Origin of the sequence: Shewanella indica (assembly GCF_002836975.1) — a bacterium.
Classification (GTDB): Bacteria; Pseudomonadota; Gammaproteobacteria; order Enterobacterales; family Shewanellaceae; genus Shewanella; species Shewanella indica.
Genome location: NZ_NIJK01000047.1, coordinates 187,517 through 203,073 on the forward strand (window position 1 = coordinate 187,517; position 15,557 = coordinate 203,073).

The following is a 15,557-nucleotide window of genomic DNA, read 5'->3' on the forward strand; positions in this document are numbered from 1 at the left end:
ACAATGAAGTGAGCACGATTTATAATTTCTGTGCCGGACCAGCCATGTTGCCGGCCGCGGTAATGCAAAAAGCCCAGCAGGAATTACTGGACTGGCAGGGGCACGGTGTCTCCGTCATGGAGATCAGTCACCGCAGTCAGGCCTTTATCGATCTCACCAAGGCTGCCGAGTCCAGATTACGCTCGCTGATGAATATTCCCGAAGATTACCATGTACTGTTTATGCATGGCGGTGGTCGCGGTCAGTTCTCGGCTGTCGTGAATAATTTTTTGGGTAATAACGGCAGAGCCCTGTATTTGGAGAGCGGTCAGTGGTCAAGATCGGCCACGGCAGAGGCCAGAAAGCTGGCCGGAGATGACAGAATTGATAGCCAAAGCATAGTTGAAAAGATCAATGGACTCAACAAAGTAACCTTGCCTAAGCTGGAAGGCGATAGTGGCAAGTATCGTTATGTGCACTATTGCCCCAACGAGACGGTAGATGGTATCGAAATTTTTGAAGAGTTGGAGTCTCCTTGGCCAATAATCGCGGATATGTCATCCACTATCATGTCCCGTGAAATCGATGTCAGTCGTTACGGGCTCATTTATGCCGGGGCGCAAAAAAATATCGGCCCTTCCGGTTTGGCCATAGTGATAGTGCGTAAAGAGATGCTGGCTTTGCCGGCCATGCCGCAATCGTCCATCATGGATTATCGCTTGGCGGCCGAAAACGATTCCATGTTTAACACTCCCCCTACTTTTGCCTGGTATCTGGCGGCCGAAGTGTTTGAGTGGCTGCACCGAATGGGCGGTATCGAGGCGATGGCAGAGCTCAACAAAGCCAAGGCCGAACTGCTTTATGCCTGTATCGATGAGCTGGACTTTTACCGCAATGGTGTGGCGACGCAAAACCGCTCGCGAATGAATGTGACTTTCCAATTGGCCGATGAGTCGCTCAATGGTGAGTTCCTGAAAGAGGCGGAGGCCGCAGGTTTGGTGGCTCTTAAGGGGCACAGAATTGTCGGCGGGATGCGCGCCAGTATCTATAACGCCATGCCTTTGGCCGGCGTTGAGGCCCTGGTTGCCTTTATGAAGGCGTTTGCGGTCAAGCACAGCAGCTGAACCCTGGCGAAAATCGTTTTATTACAACTATCCCATAAAAAAGCGAATGCCTCGGCATTCGCTTTTTTCATCTCACTCTCCAATTTTAATCTTGCAACACCTTGGCGATAGACTTGGCAAGGTAATCGACATTGCTATCGCTTATCCCGGCGATACTTATCCGGCTTGAATCCACCATATAGATACCGAACTCCTGCTTAAGTTGTTCAACCTGTTCTGGCGACACCCCAAGGAAGGAGAACATCCCTTTTTGGCGGGCGATAAAGCTGAAGTCATGCTCGACGCCTACCGCCTTTAAACGCTCAACCAGAATGGCACGGTTACCGTTTATCCTGTCACGCATCACCTTGAGTTCATCCAGCCACTGCTGCTTGAGCTGATTGTCGCCGAGAATGGTTTCCACCAACGCGGCACCATGGGCAGGCGGCATGGAGTAGAGGCAACGCACCACGTAAAGCAGTACCGACAAGGCGACATCGGCGGCAGCACTGCTGTTGGCTATGATGCTGCAAGCGCCGATACGTTCGCGATAAAGGCCAAAATTCTTTGAACAAGAGGAGCAGAGCAACATGTCTTCCACAGCTGCTGCCATCTTGCGAACGCCGTAAGCATCTTCTTCGACACCGTCACCAAAGCCCTGGTAAGCCATATCGATAAGCGGGGTAAAACCGCGTTTGACGGCGACTTGTACCACTCGGTCCCACTGCTCGGTGCTGAGGTCCTGGCCCGATGGGTTGTGACAACAGGCATGCAGCAGCACCACATCGTTTTCCCCAAGAGTGTTGAGTTTGGCGAGCATTTCATCAAATTTCAGCGCCTTGGTGGCGTAGTCATAGTAAGGATAACGCTCAACCTTGAGACCGGCCGCCTCAAAAAGTCCGGTGTGATTGGCCCAGGTAGGATCGCTGACCCAAACGGTTGCGTCTGGGCGACAACGTTTAATAAAGTCGGCTGCGACCCGCAGCGCGCCGGTGCCGCCGGGAGTGGAGACACTGCGAATGCGTCCTGCGCTCAGGGTAGGGTGCTGCTCACCGAATGCCAGCTCGGCAATGAGACGATTGAAATCACTGCTACCGGCTGGGCCGATATACACCTTGGTGGTTTCTGTGGCGGTGCGGCGCTGCTCAGCGGTCTTAACGCAGTCGAGGATGGGGGTATTTCCCAAGATGTCTTTATAGACACCAACGCCCAAATCAATTTTTTCATGGCGAGGGTCGTCGCGATATTGGCTGAGCAGCCCAAGAATGGGATCGGCTGGCATCGCCTTGAGTGTGCTGAACATAGGGTTCCCTGAAGTTAATACTTGTTGAAGAAGATTAGCATAACGATATTTAGGTTATTTGTTAACGGCTGGTGAGGTTGCAGTAAGCGATAGTCTGAGTGGTGCAACTGGCAAGCTGGGCTTCCAGGTTGTAAAGCTCAGTTGCAGGAAAGGAGAGTCGTTTCTCTGTATCACTTGTTGGAACGTCTATCGGAGAGTTAAAGAGCTTATTTAGCGCTAGTTGAATAATTTTCCGCTGAAATCGGCTTTTTTCAGCAAAAAACGGTTGAATCCCTGTGGCGCTCAGGTAACTTTAATGCCACGAACACTTAATTCAGGCCTATCAGCACTCGCTGTATCTAATCTTTTGTCTTGATTTACCGGTTTTATCCCATAATCGGTGACAAGGTCTTTTAACCCGCTTTGGCGGTATGTGGCGTAACGCTGCAATGCCGTCAAACACAGATGCAAGAATCCAAAAAAGATGAAGCAATTGCGACTGGATCCCATAAGTAGAATGCATGGGGAGGTCAATATCCCCGGCTCCAAGAGTATCTCCAACCGGGCGCTGCTATTGGCAACCCTGGCCAAGGGCAGCACAGAACTGACAAATCTGCTCGACTCAGATGATATTCGTCACATGTTGGCAGCGCTGAAACAGCTCGGCGTTCAATTTGAGCTCTCCGAAGACAAAAGCCACTGTAGTGTGCAGGGCCTTGGCGGCGCAATCAACAGCGATAAGTTGCAAGAGCTTTTTCTCGGTAATGCCGGCACCGCTATGCGGCCATTGTGCGCCGCGCTGACTCTGGGGAACGGTGAGTTTGTTCTCACGGGTGAACCCAGAATGGAGGAGCGGCCAATAGGAGATTTGGTCGACAGTCTCAAGGCCTTGGGCGCAGATATTCAATATCTGAAACATCCCGGCTTCCCGCCATTAAAAATCAAGGCAACAGGCCTCAGTGGCGGGGATGTGGAAATTGCCGGTAATCTCTCCAGCCAGTTTCTTACCGCGTTACTCATGGTTGCGCCGCTGGCCGGTACCGCTGTCAATATCAAGGTCAAGGGTGAACTGGTTTCCAAGCCCTATATTGATATTACTTTGGCCTTGATGGCGCAATTTGGTGTTAAGGTCATCAACCACGACTATCAGCGTTTCGAGATCCCATCCGGTCAAAGCTATCTGTCACCGGGCAAGGTATTGGTGGAAGGCGATGCCTCATCGGCGTCTTATTTCCTGGCCGCAGGCGCTATCGCCGGCGGTGAAGTGAAAGTTACCGGAGTTGGCCGTCTCAGCATTCAGGGTGATGTCAAGTTTGCCGATGCGCTGGCGAGCATGGGCGCCGAGATTGAATGGGGAGATGACTATATTATTGCCAGGGGCAGCCAGCTCAAGGGCATAGATATGGACATGAACCATATTCCCGATGCGGCAATGACCATAGCCACAGCTGCGGTTTTTGCCAAAGGGCCGACTCGTCTTAGCAATATCTACAACTGGCGTATCAAGGAGACAGATCGTCTCAGCGCCATGGCCACAGAACTGCGTAAAATTGGTGCCGAGGTGGAAGAGGGTGAGGATTATATTTTGGTAAATCCACCGCTTGCGCCCACGCATGCCGCCATCGATACCTATAACGACCACCGCATGGCCATGTGTTTTTCGCTGCTGGCGTTTGCTGATTGCGGCGTCACCATTAATGACCCGGATTGCACCTCAAAAACCTTCCCGGATTACTTCCAACGCTTTACGGCCTTGGCCGGTTAAGCGGCTGAATTTCGGGCTGTTGACAACAGCAGCCCGAAATTGACCTTGAATTCAGCATACGGAAAGCATGCAGTTGATATATAATATTGGCCGCTCATTTTCGGTGAACTCATACTGTGTCCTCATGGAAGATGATAATTACTGCGGAGGAATTTATGTCTGAACGGGCGCCTGTTGTCACAATTGACGGCCCAAGCGGTGCGGGAAAAGGCACTATAAGTCAGTTGCTTGCCAACAAACTTGGATGGAAACTGCTCGATAGTGGTGCCATATATCGAGTGCTGGCACTTGCCGCTATTCACCACGATGTGGAACTGGATAACGAAGAAGCCATCACCCTGTTGGCCGCGCACCTGGATGTACAGTTTCTGGCGGGAGCCGGAAATGAAGCCATAAAAGTGGTGCTGGAAGGCGAAGATGTCAGCCATGCCATTCGCACTCAAGAATGTTCTGACGCAGCCTCAAGAGTGGCGGCGTTTCCCCGGGTGAGAGAAGCCTTACTCAGAAGGCAGCGCGCTTTCAGAGTTGCCCCCGGGCTTATAGCTGATGGCCGGGATATGGGAACCGTTGTTTTCCCGCATGCACCGGTCAAATTATTTTTGACAGCCTCGGCTGAAGAAAGGGCCCAGCGGCGCTATAATCAGTTGCAGGACAAGGGCTTCGATGTTAATATCGAGCGTCTTTTAACCGAGATCCAGGAAAGAGATCACCGGGATATGAATCGCGCAGTAGCGCCTTTGGTGCCAGCTGAAGATGCCTTGGTGATAGATACTACTGGACTCGGAATTGAGACTGTGCTGGAGCTGGCGCTCAGGCACATAGTTGACAAATTATCTGACGTCAGTCTCTGAGACTGGCGGGATAGGCATTCGCCACAGGGAAGAGGCGAGTTATTTTACTGACTCCACGTTCAGGATAGATACGTGGTTTATTACTTAAAGTTAATTAACATGACTGAATCTTTTGCTGATCTGTTTGAACAATCCCTTCAACAACTGGAATTCCGCCCAGGTTCTATCGTTCGTGGTACTGTAGTTGCCATCGAAAACGGTATGGTACTGGTTGACGCCGGTCTGAAATCTGAGAGCCCAATCCCAGCTGAGCAATTCAAAAATGCTCAAGGTGAACTGGAAATCGCCGTTGGCGACCAAGTTGACGTTGCGCTGGATAGCGTTGAAGACGGTTTCGGTGAGACTCAACTGTCTCGCGAAAAGGCTAAGCGCCACGAAGCCTGGATCGTTCTGGAAAAAGCTTACGAAGATGCTGAAACTGTAATCGGTGTCATCAATGGCAAGGTTAAAGGCGGTTTCACCGTTGAGCTGAACGGTATCCGTGCGTTCCTGCCTGGTTCTCTGGTTGACGTTCGCCCAGTACGCGATACTGCTCACCTGGAAAACAAAGAACTGGAATTCAAAGTTATCAAGCTGGACCAGAAGCGCAACAACGTTGTTGTTTCTCGTCGTGCTGTTATCGAATCTGAAAGCAGCGCTGAGCGTGATGCTCTGCTGGAAAACCTGCAAGAAGGTCAAGCAGTTAAAGGTATCGTTAAGAACCTGACCGACTACGGTGCATTCGTAGATCTGGGCGGTGTTGACGGCCTGCTGCACATCACCGACATGGCTTGGAAGCGTGTTAAGCACCCATCTGAGATCGTGAATGTTGGTGACGAAATCAACGTCAAAGTACTGAAGTACGATCGCGAGCGCACTCGTGTATCTCTGGGTCTGAAGCAACTGGGTGAAGACCCATGGCTGGAAATCAGCAAGCGCTACCCAGAAAACACTCGTCTGACTGGTCGCGTAACCAACCTGACTGACTACGGCTGCTTCGTTGAAATCGAAGAAGGCGTTGAAGGTCTGGTACACGTTTCTGAAATGGATTGGACCAACAAGAACATCCACCCATCCAAGGTTGTTAACCTGGGTGACGAAGTTGAAGTTCTGGTTCTGGACATCGATGAAGAGCGTCGTCGTATTTCTCTGGGTCTCAAGCAGTGCAAGACCAACCCATGGGAAGACTTCGCTAACCGTTATGCCAAGGGCGACAAAGTTACCGGTAAGATCAAGTCTATCACTGACTTCGGTATCTTCATCGGTCTGGACGGCGGCATCGACGGTCTGGTTCACCTGTCTGACATCTCTTGGAACGGTAGCGGCGAAGACGCTGTTGGCGAGTACAAGAAAGGCGACGAAATCACTGCAGTGGTTCTGTCTGTTGATCCAGAGCGTGAGCGTATCAGCCTGGGTGTTAAGCAGACTGAAGACGATCCATTCAACGCCTACCTGGCCGACAAGAAGAAAGGTACCATCGTAGTTGGTACTGTTACTGCTGTTGACGCCAAAGGTGTTACTGTTGAGCTGGCTGACACTGTTGAAGGTTACATCCGTGTATCTGACATCAGCCGTGACCGTGTTGAAGATGCATCAAGCGTCTACAATGTAGGTGACAGCGTTGAAGCCAAGTTCATGGGCGTAGATCGCAAGAACCGTGCAATCAGCCTGTCTGTACGTGCTAAAGACGAAGCTGAAGAAAAAGAAGTGATGGCTAACCTGAACAAGCAGGATGACGCTATCATGACTAATGCAATGGCTGAAGCGTTTAAAGCAGCTCGTAAGTAAGTGCCTGTAGTACAGGGGGCTTGCCCCCTGTTAGGTGACTGTGTTTGGCTTGATAATAGGGGTAGCTAGGATGACTAAATCCGAACTGATCGAAAAACTCGCCAGTGGGCAGTCGCAACTGTCGGCGAAAGAAGTAGAAGGCGCCATCAAAGAGATGTTGGAGCAAATGGCTAAAACATTGGAAAGCGGTGATCGCATAGAGATCCGTGGCTTTGGCAGCTTTTCACTTCACTATCGTGCACCTCGCACTGGTCGTAATCCCAAAACGGGAACATCAGTCGAGTTGGATGGCAAGTACGTCCCGCACTTTAAGCCAGGCAAAGAACTGCGCGAACGCGTTGACGCTTATAACCGTTAATCGCTGTTGTATTAAAAGCCTCCGAAAGGGGGCTTTTTTATGCCCGGAGCTTGGCTAAAGCTGGTCAGCTCAGTCAAATTACTGGATAATCAGAACATTGAAACGCGTTTATGGAGTGCAACGTGAAGTCATTTGTCGCAACCGTACTGGTGGCAATGTTGTTTGTAGTGGCACTGGTATTTGGCTCTCGCAATGAACAGCTGGTCACCATCAGTTATTTTGTGGCACAGGGAGAGTTCCGTTTGCCTGTGGTGTTGGCCGTGGTGTTTCTGGCGGGGTTTATCCTCAGCTGGGTCATTGCTTTCTACTACATAATGAAGTTGAAGTTGTCATTGCGTAATGCCCGTAAGAAGATCCAGACATTAACGCAGCAGCAGGGGCAAGACGCCTAGTATGCTCGAACTTCTCTTTCTGTTGCTGCCTATTGCTGCGGCTTACGGTTGGTACATGGGCCGCCGCAGTTTGAAGCAGAAACAGAATTCAGCACAAAAGAAACTGAGCCGAGACTACTTCACCGGGCTCAACTTTCTGCTCTCCAATGAGTCGGACAAGGCTGTTGATCTCTTTATTAGCATGTTGGATGTCGATGATGAAACCATAGACACTCACCTGTCTTTGGGTTCCTTGTTTCGCAAACGGGGTGAAGTAGATAGATCTATTCGTATTCACCAAAACCTGATAGCCAGGCCCAATCTCGCCACCGAGCAAAGAGACATGGCGATGATGGAGCTGGGTAAGGACTATATGGCCGCCGGGTTCTACGATAGGGCTGAGGAGATTTTCCTTAACCTGGTCAGTCAGGACGATCACAGCGAAGAAGCGGAAACCCAACTGATCTCCATTTACCAAACCACCAAAGATTGGCAAAAGGCGATAGATATCACCAAGCGCTTGCCACGAAAAAGCCAGCAGGGTCTGAAACCCGTCATCGCCCATTTCTACTGCCAATTGGCCGAAGAAGCCGACGAAGAAGCGGGTAAACTCAAGGGCTTTCAAGCCGCACTCAAGCAAGACCCTCAATGTGGCCGCGCCTTGTTGTCACTGGCCAACGCTTACCTCGACGCAGGGCAGTTACCTCAGGCCAAACAGATGCTCAATCAACTGATTGACGCCGATGCCGAGCTTTTTGCCGATGCACTCGCCTGTGCCCGCCAGCTCTATCAAGAGCTCAAGGATATTGAAGGTTATCGCGAACTGTTGGCTCACGCCATAGATAAGGGCGCGGGTGCTTCAGTTGTGGTGGCATTGGCGCAGCGTATGATTGAAGACGGCGATATCAAAGGCGCCGAAGACATGGTGATGCAAGCTCTCTATCGTCACCCCACCATGCGGGGGTTCCAGCACCTTATGCAGATGCACATCAAGCAAGCTGAGCAGGGCCAGGCACGAGATAGCCTGGCGATGCTGGAAAAATTGGTAGAGCAACAAATTAGATTCCGTCCAAGTTACCGCTGCCGGGAGTGTGGTTTCCCGGCACATACCTTGTATTGGCACTGCCCATCCTGCAAGAGCTGGGGCAGTATTAAGCGGGTTCGCGGTTTGGACGGTGAATAACCCTTAGATAACGGAGTAAAAATGACAGAGACACCTATTGTGGTCGCCTTGGACTTTGATAATAAATTCAAAGCATTGCAACTTATTGATAAGTTGGATCCGTCTATGTGCCGCCTTAAGGTAGGCAAAGAGATGTTTACCCTGTTCGGGCCTCAACTGGTGAAAGAGATCCATGACCGAGGGTTTGAGCTGTTTCTGGACCTGAAGTTTCACGATATTCCCAACACAGTGGCCAAAGCGGTAGCTGCCGCCGCCGAAATGGGGGTGTGGATGGTGAATGTCCACGCCAGTGGCGGTCTCGCCATGATGGAAGCTGCCCGCCGAGCCTTATTACCTTACGGGGATAACGCCCCCTTGCTGATTGCTGTTACTGTGCTGACCTCAATGAGCGACGATGAGCTCAAGCTTATTGGTGTTGAAGGCAGTGCTGAAGAGCAGGTTCGAAGACTGGCGTGCCTGACGCAAACAGCCGGTCTCGATGGTGTGGTCTGCTCGGCCCGAGAGTCCAGTATGCTCAAGGCCGAACTTGGCGCCGATTTCAAACTGGTGACTCCGGGTATTCGTCCGGCGGGCAGTGACGCCGGCGATCAAAAACGCATCATGACCCCGGCCGAAGCTATGGCCGCGGGCTCAGATTATCTGGTCATAGGTCGACCCATTACTCAAGCGGCCGATCCTTTGGCGACATTGCAGGCGATACATCAATCGTTGGCATAAACTTGCGACATACCGGCGACTTGCAGTATGGACCGGAATAACGAATGATCAGTGGATAGGAGAGAAGCTCAATGTTCGATTATCAGGGTAAGTATGTAGTGGTCGTCGGGGGTACCAGCGGCATCAACCTTTGTATCGCCAAGGCGTTCGCAGTAGCCGGTGCCCATGTGGCGGTTGCCAGCCGTAACCCGGAAAAAGTGGCAGCCGCAGTGGCGTTATTGAATGAAGCCAATCCGCAAGGTCAACATCTGGGCTTGAGCTTCGATGTCAGGGATTTGCCGGCACTCGAGCAAGGCTTTACCGTTTTGGCCCAGAGTTTCCCGCATATTGATGTGCTTGTCAGTGGCGCCGCCGGCAATTTCCCAGCCAGCGCCGCCAAACTCAGCGCCAACGGTTTCAAATCTGTCATGGATATCGATTTGTTGGGCAGTTTTCAGGTGTTGAAACAAGCCTATCCTATGCTTAAGCGCCCTGGCGCCAGTATTATTCAAATTTCGGCGCCGCAGGCGTATATTGCCATGCCGATGCAGGTCCACGTTTGTGCCGCCAAGGCGGGAGTCGATATGTTGACCCGCACACTGGCGTTGGAATGGGGGCCTGAAGGCATACGGATAAACTCCCTGGTGCCTGGTCCAATTGCCGGTACCGAAGGATTTAATCGCTTGGCGCCGTCGGCGCAGTTGCAACAACAGGTGGCAGAGAGTGTACCGTTAAAACGCAATGGTGAGGGCGAAGACTTGGCCAATGCCGCACTCTTTATGGCCTCGCCAATGGCTTCCTATATTACCGGAACCATATTACCGGTCGACGGCGGTTGGTCGCTTGGCGGTGCCAGTGCGGCCATGAGTCAACTCGGGGCGCTGGCAGCAAAGCAAGAATCAAGTAAGTAGCAAGAGAGAGATTATAAAATGGCAAACGCATTACAGGAACAGTTGCTTAAGGCGGGGCTCGCCAGCAAGCAAAAAGTTCGCGATGTCAAAACCCAGAAGAAACGTAACCGCAAGTCCAATATTGATGATGGCTCTGCTGAGCTGAAGGCGCAAATCGCACAGCAGAAAAAGCAGCAGGCAGAAAAGGATAAGGCACTCAACGAACAACGCTTTGCCGAGGCCACAGAGAAAGGCTTGGTTCGTGGCCTGGTCACTGAGGTTAAGCAAAATGCGGTGGCGCTGCCGAAAGATGGCGAAATCAAGTTCAACTATACGTTGGAGAACAAGATATACCCATTGTATATCAATGAAAAACTCCAGAATCAGCTACTTGGTGGCCGTTTGGGGATAGTGCGAATTGAGCAAAGCAGCTATCTGGTGCCCCATAAACTCGCCGAGCGGGTCAATCTGTTGGTGCCGACTTGGTGTGGCTATTTGTGGCAAGCCGAGAACAACGCGGAGCAAGTGCCGGATGAAGAGGACCCTTACGCAGATTATGTCATTCCGGACGATCTTATGTGGTAACTCTCAGTAGAGCTGTTCGTCATCGCCATCGACGTACAGCTCTATCATATGCCTCTGGTCATTGATGTGCAGCCTCATGTGGATGGGGTTGCAGCATACCCGACAATCATTGTAAAACTCCTGGTCGCCGCCGCTGGCATCGAGCTCTACTTTTTGATGGTGGCCACAATGGGGGCAACAAATAGTTTGACTTTTAAGTTGCATAGTTTCCTCCTCCGCCGTTCAGCCCTATGCCTTTGGACGATAGAACCCAAGCTCACAACATAAAGTAAGTATAGCCCCGGCTTGTGAGCCAAAGCTTATTCATTGAATGTTTTTGGGTTGCGTGGGCCGGGCCTTATCCCGTAAAATTACCAGTCTGCCCGGCGGAGACCTTAAGGCTCCTGTACTGCCTTAACCCAAGGGCTAACATACTTTTTTATCATTGATAACCAAGTGGCCCTACGTGTGGGTCACCACTGGACAAGGAATTTTCATGCCTGTAATTACACTTCCCGATGGGAGCAAGCGCGAGTTTGCCAACCCAGTCTCTACACTCGATGTTGCTGCTGATATTGGTCCTGGCCTGGCGAAAGCCTGTATTGCCGGACGAGTCAACGGCGAGTTGAAAGATGCCTGTGATCTGATCGAAACAGATGCAGAACTGTCGATCATCACGGCCAAAGATGAAGAAGGGCTGGAAATCCTTCGTCACTCTTGCGCTCATTTGTTGGGTCATGCGATCAAACAACTGTGGCCCGAAACCAAGATGGCGATTGGTCCTGTTATTGATAACGGCTTCTACTATGACATCGACCTGGATCATAAACTGACCCAGGAAGATCTGGAGAAGCTGGAAAAACGCATGCTGGAACTGGCCAAGACCAACTATGACGTAGTCAAGCGCGTGGTTAGCTGGCAGGAAGCCCGTGATACTTTTGAATCTCGCGGCGAGCCTTACAAAATGGCAATCCTGGACGAAAACATTAGCCGTGATGCCACTCCGGCACTGTATCACCACGAAGAATACACAGACATGTGTCGTGGTCCTCATGTGCCCAACATGCGTTTCTGCCATTTCTTTAAACTGATGAATGTTGCCGGCGCCTACTGGCGTGGTAACTCAGACAACAAGATGTTGCAGCGCATCTATGGTACTGCCTGGGCAGACAAGAAAGCGCTCAAGACTCACTTGACTCGCTTGGAAGAAGCGGCCAAGCGTGACCACCGTAAAATCGGCAAGCAACTGGACCTGTACCATATGCAGGAAGAAGCGCCGGGCATGGTGTTTTGGCATAATGATGGCTGGAGCGTATTCCTCGAGCTTGAGCGTTTTATTCGCCAGAAGCTGAGCCAGTACGACTATCAGGAAGTGAAAGGCCCACTGATGATGGACCGTGTGCTGTGGGAACGTTCAGGTCACTGGGATAAATACGCCGAAGCGATGTTTACAACCAGCAGTGAGAACCGCGAATACGCCGTCAAGCCGATGAACTGCCCCGGTCATGTGCAAATCTTTAACCAAGGCCTCAAGTCCTATCGTGACCTGCCGCTGCGGATGGCCGAGTTCGGCTGCTGTCACCGTAATGAGCCTTCAGGTGCCTTGCACGGCCTGATGCGGGTTCGTGGTTTTACCCAGGACGATGCGCACGTATTCTGTACTGAAGAGCAGGTGCAATCCGAAGTCAGTAAGTGTATCAAGATGGTGTACGACACCTATTCCACTTTCGGCTTCAGCAATATCGTGGTTAAGCTCTCTACCCGTCCAGAAAAGCGTATCGGTGATGATGCCATGTGGGATAGGGCAGAAGAAGCTCTGAAACAAGCGCTGCGCAGCAACGATATTGAATTTGAAATCCTGCCCGGCGAAGGCGCCTTCTACGGTCCTAAAATCGAGTTCACTCTGCACGACTGTCTGGACCGTGCCTGGCAGTGTGGTACAGTGCAGCTTGACTACGCCTTGCCAGGTCGTCTGGGCGCAACTTATGTTGCCGAAGACAACAGCCGTCAGACTCCTGTGATGATCCACCGTGCGATTTTGGGCTCTTTGGAGCGATTCCTCGGTATTCTCATCGAAGAGTTCGCCGGTCGTTTCCCAACCTGGCTGGCCCCTGTGCAGGTTGTTGTTATGAACATAACAGACAAACAAGCTGATTATGTTGAAGAAGTAGTCGAATTCTTCAAGGAACAGGGCATACGTGCCTCTAAAGACTTGAGGAATGAAAAAATAGGCTTTAAAATACGCGAGCACACTTTGAGGCGGGTTCCTTATTTGCTGGTCATAGGTGATCAGGAGATGGAAAATCGGGAAGTCGCTGTGCGTACCCGAGACGGGGTGGACTTAGGTAAGATGCGAATCGATGATTTCGCCGCTAAGGTCAAGCAACAAATTTCGCTCCGTAGTCTTGAATTGTTGGAGGATTAGGTCATAAAGATCAAAAAATCAGCAGGCCGTCAGGCGGCCCCGAATAGAATTAATGAAGAAATTACCGGCGTACCTGAGGTACGTTTGAATGGCGTTGATGGTGAAGCCATTGGTATCGTCAGCATCAAAGAGGCTCAGGAAGTAGCCGATGAGGCAGGTCTGGATCTGGTTGAGATCAGTCCTAATGCTGAGCCGCCTGTATGCCGTATCATGGACTACGGTAAATACCTGTTCGACAAGGCAAAAGCCCAGAAAGAACAGAAGAAGAAGCAGAAACAGATCCAGGTGAAGGAAGTTAAATTCCGCCCTGGTACTGATGAAAACGACTATCAGGTAAAACTACGCAACCTGATTCGTTTTCTAGAAGATGGAGACAAAGCGAAAGTTACGCTGCGTTTCCGCGGACGCGAAATGGCACACCAGAACCTGGGTATGGATCTTTTGAACCGTATCAAGGCCGATCTGGAAGAGTATGCGGTTGTTGAATCCTTCCCGAAAATGGAAGGTCGACAAGCCATCATGGTGCTGGCGCCCAAAAAGAAATAGCAGGGCAACCCTGAAAAGTAGCAAAGGTCTACGGGCCTTTGCTCGCCTTGCGTTTTATTAATATCCCAATGCGGAGTTTTAGTAATGCCTAAAATGAAAACCGACAAGGGTGTAGCGAAGCGTTTTAAGAAAACCGCCAATGGTTTCAAGCGTAAGCAAGCCCATCTGCGTCACATCCTGACCAAGAAGAGCACCAAGCGTAAGCGTCATCTGCGCGCCAAGTGTTTAGTTGCCAAAGCTGACGTGCCAATGATTGCACGCCAACTGCCATACGCTTAATTAGGAGGAATTGAAAAATGCCAAGAGTTAAGCGTGGTGTAACTGCACGAGCTCGTCACAAGAAAGTTCTTAAACTTGCCAAAGGTTACTACGGTGCCCGTTCACGTACTTTCCGTGTAGCGGTACAAGCAGTAACCAAAGCAGGTCAATATGCTTACCGTGACCGTCGCCAGAAGAAGCGTCAATTCCGTCAACTGTGGATTGCACGTATCAATGCGGCTTCTCGTCAGAATGGTCTTTCATACAGCCGTTTCATCAACGGTCTGAAAAAGGCGTCTATCGAAATCGATCGTAAGATTTTGGCAGACATCGCTGTATTCGACAAAGTAGTGTTTGCTACTCTGGTAGAAAAAGCGAAGGAAGCACTGGCAAACTAATCTCTCAGGAGATTAGTTGTAGTTGCTGTTAAAAAGGGACTTAAGGTCCCTTTTTTCATGCCTGTGATTTACTTATATTTTAATGTCTCAGACAAAAAAGCCAGTCATCAATGACTGGCTTTTTCAGTATATCGGCAGAGCTTATTTCTGGGCATCCAGGAAGCGCTCGGCATCCAGTGCCGCCATACAACCGGTTCCGGCTGAAGTGATGGCCTGACGGTAGTGTTGATCCATCACATCGCCGGCGGCGAATACGCCTTTGACGCTGGTCTGGGTGGCATTACCGTTAAGGCCGCTTTCGACCTTGATATAACCGCCATTCATCTCCAACTGGCCTTCGAAGATACCTGTGTTGGGACTGTGGCCAATGGCGACAAATACCCCAGCCACTTCCAAATCGGAAATACTACCGTCTTTGGTGCTCTTCATCTTGAGTCCGGTAACCCCCATGGCATCGCCAGTCACTTCATCGAGAGTCCTATCCAGATGCAAAATGATATTACCGTTTTCGACTTTATCCATCAGACGGTCGATAAGAATTTTCTCAGAGCGGAAGCTGTCTCGGCGATGGATCAAGTGCACTTCAGCCGCGATGTTGGAAAGGTAGAGCGCTTCTTCAACCGCTGTGTTACCACCACCGATCACCGCCACTTTCTGGTTGCGGTAGAAGAAACCGTCACAGGTGGCACAAGCAGATACACCACGGCCCTTGAAGGCTTCTTCAGATGGCAGACCGAGATACTTGGCCGAGGCGCCGGTAGCTATGATCAGCGCATCACAGGTGTATTCACCGTTGTCACCTTTCAAGGTGAAAGGGCGCTGCTGCAGGTCAACTTCATTGATATGGTCAAAGATGATTTCGGTATCGAACTTCTCGGCATGCTTTTGCATCCGTTCCATTAGCGCAGGACCTGTCAGGCCTTCAGCATCGCCGGGCCAGTTTTCGACTTCGGTCGTTGTGGTCAACTGGCCACCCTGTTGGATACCTGTGATCATCACTGGCTTGAGATTGGCGCGGGCAGCATAAACGGCTGCGGTATAGCCGGCGGGGCCAGACCCCAAGATAAGTAGGTTACAATGTTTGGCTTGGCTCATTTTATTCTCTCCGTGCCTTGGCAAAT

The 15,557-nt window shown here is 50.9% G+C and carries 17 protein-coding genes; 14 read left to right on the forward strand and 3 right to left on the reverse strand.

The features are described from left to right. Positions 1 to 8 precede the first annotated feature (8 nt). Complete coding sequence (serC, locus tag CX650_RS16575) at positions 9 to 1,103, forward strand: 3-phosphoserine/phosphohydroxythreonine transaminase (protein WP_101096541.1); 1,095 nt, start codon at positions 9 to 11, stop codon at positions 1,101 to 1,103. A gap of 85 nt (positions 1,104 to 1,188) precedes the next feature. Here serC and CX650_RS16580 read toward each other — a convergent pair whose 3' ends face one another. Next, positions 1,189 to 2,385: an amino acid aminotransferase gene (locus CX650_RS16580; RefSeq protein WP_101096457.1), complete on the reverse strand. Its 1,197-nt coding sequence runs from the start codon at positions 2,383 to 2,385 to the stop codon at positions 1,189 to 1,191. 463 nt (positions 2,386 to 2,848) lie between these two features. Between CX650_RS16580 and aroA the strand changes: the two genes are divergently transcribed. The 9 genes from aroA (at position 2,849) to CX650_RS16625 (ending at position 10,830) form a co-directional block, all read left to right on the forward strand. Next, positions 2,849 to 4,129 (forward strand): 3-phosphoshikimate 1-carboxyvinyltransferase, encoded by a 1,281-nt coding sequence (gene aroA, locus CX650_RS16585; protein WP_101096458.1) that lies wholly within the window; start codon positions 2,849 to 2,851, stop codon positions 4,127 to 4,129. Positions 4,130 to 4,284: 155 nt separating this feature from the next. After that, complete coding sequence (cmk, locus tag CX650_RS16590) at positions 4,285 to 4,980, forward strand: (d)CMP kinase (RefSeq protein ID WP_039033034.1); 696 nt, start codon at positions 4,285 to 4,287, stop codon at positions 4,978 to 4,980. 99 nt (positions 4,981 to 5,079) lie between these two features. Further along, a complete protein-coding gene (rpsA, locus tag CX650_RS16595) occupies positions 5,080 to 6,747 on the forward strand; it encodes a 30S ribosomal protein S1 (RefSeq protein ID WP_025010414.1) in 1,668 nt (555 codons plus the stop codon). Positions 6,748 to 6,817: 70 nt separating this feature from the next. Next, positions 6,818 to 7,105 carry an integration host factor subunit beta gene (ihfB, locus tag CX650_RS16600; RefSeq protein WP_025887377.1) on the forward strand — a complete coding sequence of 96 codons (288 nt, stop codon included), beginning with the start codon at positions 6,818 to 6,820 and terminating at the stop codon, positions 7,103 to 7,105. Positions 7,106 to 7,227: 122 nt separating this feature from the next. Beyond that, positions 7,228 to 7,497: a LapA family protein gene (locus tag CX650_RS16605; RefSeq protein WP_039032984.1), complete on the forward strand. Its 270-nt coding sequence runs from the start codon at positions 7,228 to 7,230 to the stop codon at positions 7,495 to 7,497. A 1-nt stretch (position 7,498) separates the two neighbouring features. Further along, on the forward strand, positions 7,499 to 8,659 hold the full coding sequence (gene lapB, locus CX650_RS16610; RefSeq protein ID WP_101096459.1) for a lipopolysaccharide assembly protein LapB: 1,161 nt from the start codon (positions 7,499 to 7,501) through the stop codon (positions 8,657 to 8,659). Between the two features lie 21 nt (positions 8,660 to 8,680). After that, positions 8,681 to 9,376, forward strand: a complete 696-nt coding sequence (pyrF, locus tag CX650_RS16615; protein WP_039032982.1) for an orotidine-5'-phosphate decarboxylase — start codon at positions 8,681 to 8,683, stop codon at positions 9,374 to 9,376. 71 nt (positions 9,377 to 9,447) lie between these two features. Next, positions 9,448 to 10,266, forward strand: coding sequence for an SDR family oxidoreductase (locus CX650_RS16620; RefSeq protein WP_039032981.1), 819 nt, complete (start codon positions 9,448 to 9,450; stop codon positions 10,264 to 10,266). A gap of 18 nt (positions 10,267 to 10,284) precedes the next feature. Beyond that, positions 10,285 to 10,830 (forward strand): DUF2058 domain-containing protein, encoded by a 546-nt coding sequence (locus CX650_RS16625; protein WP_101096460.1) that lies wholly within the window; start codon positions 10,285 to 10,287, stop codon positions 10,828 to 10,830. 3 nt (positions 10,831 to 10,833) lie between these two features. On the opposite strand, the gene CX650_RS16630 is transcribed toward CX650_RS16625, so the two are convergent. Continuing rightward, complete coding sequence (locus tag CX650_RS16630; protein WP_039032979.1) at positions 10,834 to 11,034, reverse strand: CPXCG motif-containing cysteine-rich protein; 201 nt, start codon at positions 11,032 to 11,034, stop codon at positions 10,834 to 10,836. A 271-nt stretch (positions 11,035 to 11,305) separates the two neighbouring features. On the opposite strand from CX650_RS16630, the gene thrS reads away from it, so the two are divergent. The 4 genes from thrS (at position 11,306) to rplT (ending at position 14,436) form a co-directional block, all read left to right on the forward strand. Continuing rightward, on the forward strand, positions 11,306 to 13,234 hold the full coding sequence (gene thrS, locus CX650_RS16635) for a threonine--tRNA ligase (RefSeq protein WP_101096461.1): 1,929 nt from the start codon (positions 11,306 to 11,308) through the stop codon (positions 13,232 to 13,234). Between the two features lie 3 nt (positions 13,235 to 13,237). Beyond that, positions 13,238 to 13,780, forward strand: coding sequence for a translation initiation factor IF-3 (gene infC / locus CX650_RS16640; RefSeq protein ID WP_039032977.1), 543 nt, complete (start codon positions 13,238 to 13,240; stop codon positions 13,778 to 13,780). 84 nt (positions 13,781 to 13,864) lie between these two features. Continuing rightward, positions 13,865 to 14,059, forward strand: a complete 195-nt coding sequence (gene rpmI / locus CX650_RS16645) for a 50S ribosomal protein L35 (RefSeq protein ID WP_025009728.1) — start codon at positions 13,865 to 13,867, stop codon at positions 14,057 to 14,059. 17 nt (positions 14,060 to 14,076) lie between these two features. Next, on the forward strand, positions 14,077 to 14,436 hold the full coding sequence (gene rplT, locus CX650_RS16650; protein ID WP_025009729.1) for a 50S ribosomal protein L20: 360 nt from the start codon (positions 14,077 to 14,079) through the stop codon (positions 14,434 to 14,436). A 141-nt stretch (positions 14,437 to 14,577) separates the two neighbouring features. Here rplT and trxB read toward each other — a convergent pair whose 3' ends face one another. Continuing rightward, positions 14,578 to 15,531, reverse strand: a complete 954-nt coding sequence (gene trxB / locus CX650_RS16655; RefSeq protein WP_101096462.1) for a thioredoxin-disulfide reductase — start codon at positions 15,529 to 15,531, stop codon at positions 14,578 to 14,580. Between the last annotated feature and the right edge of the window lie 26 nt (positions 15,532 to 15,557).

What these genes read in the sequence shown, in the direction of transcription:
- CX650_RS16580 (WP_101096457.1), bottom strand. Translation starts at nt 2,385, where the DNA reads ATGTTCAGCACACTCAAGGCGATGCCAGCCGATCCCATTCTTGGGCTG.
- aroA (WP_101096458.1), top strand. Translation starts at nt 2,849, where the DNA reads ATGAAGCAATTGCGACTGGATCCCATAAGTAGAATGCATGGGGAGGTC.
- cmk (WP_039033034.1), top strand. Translation starts at nt 4,285, where the DNA reads ATGTCTGAACGGGCGCCTGTTGTCACAATTGACGGCCCAAGCGGTGCG.
- rpsA (WP_025010414.1), top strand. Translation starts at nt 5,080, where the DNA reads ATGACTGAATCTTTTGCTGATCTGTTTGAACAATCCCTTCAACAACTG.
- ihfB (WP_025887377.1), top strand. Translation starts at nt 6,818, where the DNA reads ATGACTAAATCCGAACTGATCGAAAAACTCGCCAGTGGGCAGTCGCAA.
- lapB (WP_101096459.1), top strand. Translation starts at nt 7,499, where the DNA reads ATGCTCGAACTTCTCTTTCTGTTGCTGCCTATTGCTGCGGCTTACGGT.
- pyrF (WP_039032982.1), top strand. Translation starts at nt 8,681, where the DNA reads ATGACAGAGACACCTATTGTGGTCGCCTTGGACTTTGATAATAAATTC.
- CX650_RS16620 (WP_039032981.1), top strand. Translation starts at nt 9,448, where the DNA reads ATGTTCGATTATCAGGGTAAGTATGTAGTGGTCGTCGGGGGTACCAGC.
- CX650_RS16625 (WP_101096460.1), top strand. Translation starts at nt 10,285, where the DNA reads ATGGCAAACGCATTACAGGAACAGTTGCTTAAGGCGGGGCTCGCCAGC.
- CX650_RS16630 (WP_039032979.1), bottom strand. Translation starts at nt 11,034, where the DNA reads ATGCAACTTAAAAGTCAAACTATTTGTTGCCCCCATTGTGGCCACCAT.
- thrS (WP_101096461.1), top strand. Translation starts at nt 11,306, where the DNA reads ATGCCTGTAATTACACTTCCCGATGGGAGCAAGCGCGAGTTTGCCAAC.
- rpmI (WP_025009728.1), top strand. Translation starts at nt 13,865, where the DNA reads ATGCCTAAAATGAAAACCGACAAGGGTGTAGCGAAGCGTTTTAAGAAA.
- rplT (WP_025009729.1), top strand. Translation starts at nt 14,077, where the DNA reads ATGCCAAGAGTTAAGCGTGGTGTAACTGCACGAGCTCGTCACAAGAAA.
- trxB (WP_101096462.1), bottom strand. Translation starts at nt 15,531, where the DNA reads ATGAGCCAAGCCAAACATTGTAACCTACTTATCTTGGGGTCTGGCCCC.